A 1,663-nucleotide genomic window follows, 5' to 3' on the forward strand; every position below is an offset into this window, starting at 1 on the left:
GCTGACCCTCGCGTCCTCAACGTCGACGTCTGGTCACCGGCGCCCGGCGAGGTGACGGTTGCGGTGCAGTCGCGCGAGGGCGACGGGCTGGCGCCGACGGACCTGGTTGCTGCGGTGCGCGGTCAACTGACCCGTGCCGACATCAAACCGCTGACCGATGTGGTGAGCGTCCGCTCTGTGACCAATCACAGCTACTCCGTTTCGCTCGACGCCTACATTCTTCCCGGCCCCGACCCGCTGACAGTGAAGACCGCAATAGAGGCCACGATCACAAAGGAAGCGGCGGCCAGGCGCACTCCGGCGCGCGACATGCCGCGCTCGGCTTTGATCGCCGCAGCACAGTTGCCTGTCGTCGACAAGGTGTGGCTGGTCACGCCTGGTGGCGATATCGCCCGCGATTATGGCGAGGTGCCGGTGCTGGCCGGTTTGGACGTGAGGGTGCAGACCTATGGCGGCTGACTTCGTCTCCCTTCTGCCGCCGGGTTCCACAACCCCCTACGAGCGCGCGATCGAACAGACATCCGGCGAGCGCTGGCTTGCCCTCGATGTCGATATCATCCGCCGCTACAAGGATCCGTGGACGTGCCCGGAGCACCTGCTCAACTTCCTGGCATTTGAGCGATCGGTCGATATCTGGGATGAGACGTGGGACGTGCTCAAGAAGCGGGCCGTCATCGCCTCGGCTCCCGCCGACCATCGCCTGAAGGGAACTGAAGCAGGCACTCGCCGCTACATCGATATCGCCGGCGGCAAATTGATCCAGACGGTCACCCGGCCGCAGGCTATCTACGCGACACCGAACCTGTCGAAAGCGGAGTGGGACGCCTATATCGCCCGCCATCCGAAGGTGCGGATCACACTGGCCCGTGCAACCGGCCGCTGGCGCGTTCCGAACGGCACCTACGTCGGACGGACCTTTGTCGGGCGCGATTGCATCTCCGTCGACACCGGGCCGGCCCTGCACGGCCGACGCGCCTATCTGCTGAAGGATGGCGTGCAGACGCCGCTGCAGATCGAAACGGTCGCGATGTCCGATGAGGACAGGATCGGCAAGACGATCGAGCGCGTTATTGTGCCCGGCCGTGCCGCGCCGCATAGCCATATCGGCCAGATCTTTGTCGGCGCCAGTTACATCGCTGCGTGGAACGTGCCGACACGGGCTTACAGTTTTGCGCTCGATCGACAGTACCTGCATCGCGAAAGCAGCCTTAGTCTAACGGCGGTGCCTGTCGGCTACATGCCGCGCGATACCCGCTACGTCCGCGAAAGCATGAAAGGCGAGCGTGGACCCTGGCAGTTCGTCGGCGATCATATCGGGCAGTCCTTCATCGGGCGCGATCGCGGCGGCGAACTGCTTGCCGACGTGCTGCATGTCATCGATCCGGCCATTCCGGTTCCGAAGACGTTGGGGGCTAGTTTCATCGGCCATGGCCGTATCGGCATGCCAGCGCACCGGGCTGAGTTGCTGATCGATTGGCGGGCCAAGCGAAACCGCAAGCACGTCTACATCGGCCGGACCTTTGCCGGCCATGGCTTTATCGGGCCGTCCGTATCCGGTCGACGCGCCTTGCTGCTGTCGGCAGTGGCCGCATCAAAACGTCTTTCCGACCGCATCGCGGTCAGCTTCGAGACCGTTCGCCCTCGCACCTATGCCGATGGCTAC

The 1,663-nt window shown here is 64.2% G+C and carries 2 protein-coding genes; both read left to right on the plus strand.

Going from position 1 to position 1,663, the window contains the following annotated elements:
- On the plus strand, positions 1–459 hold a 459-nt coding region (locus DEM27_RS33350; protein ID WP_205909020.1), incomplete at its 5' end, for a baseplate J/gp47 family protein.
- The coding region (locus tag DEM27_RS33355; RefSeq protein ID WP_109462513.1) for a phage tail protein I at positions 449–1,663 on the plus strand (1,215 nt) is incomplete at its 3' end. The genes DEM27_RS33350 and DEM27_RS33355, both read left to right, overlap by 11 nt.

This window comes from Rhizobium album (genome assembly GCF_003122325.1).
Classification (GTDB): domain Bacteria; phylum Pseudomonadota; class Alphaproteobacteria; order Rhizobiales; family Rhizobiaceae; genus Metarhizobium; species Metarhizobium album.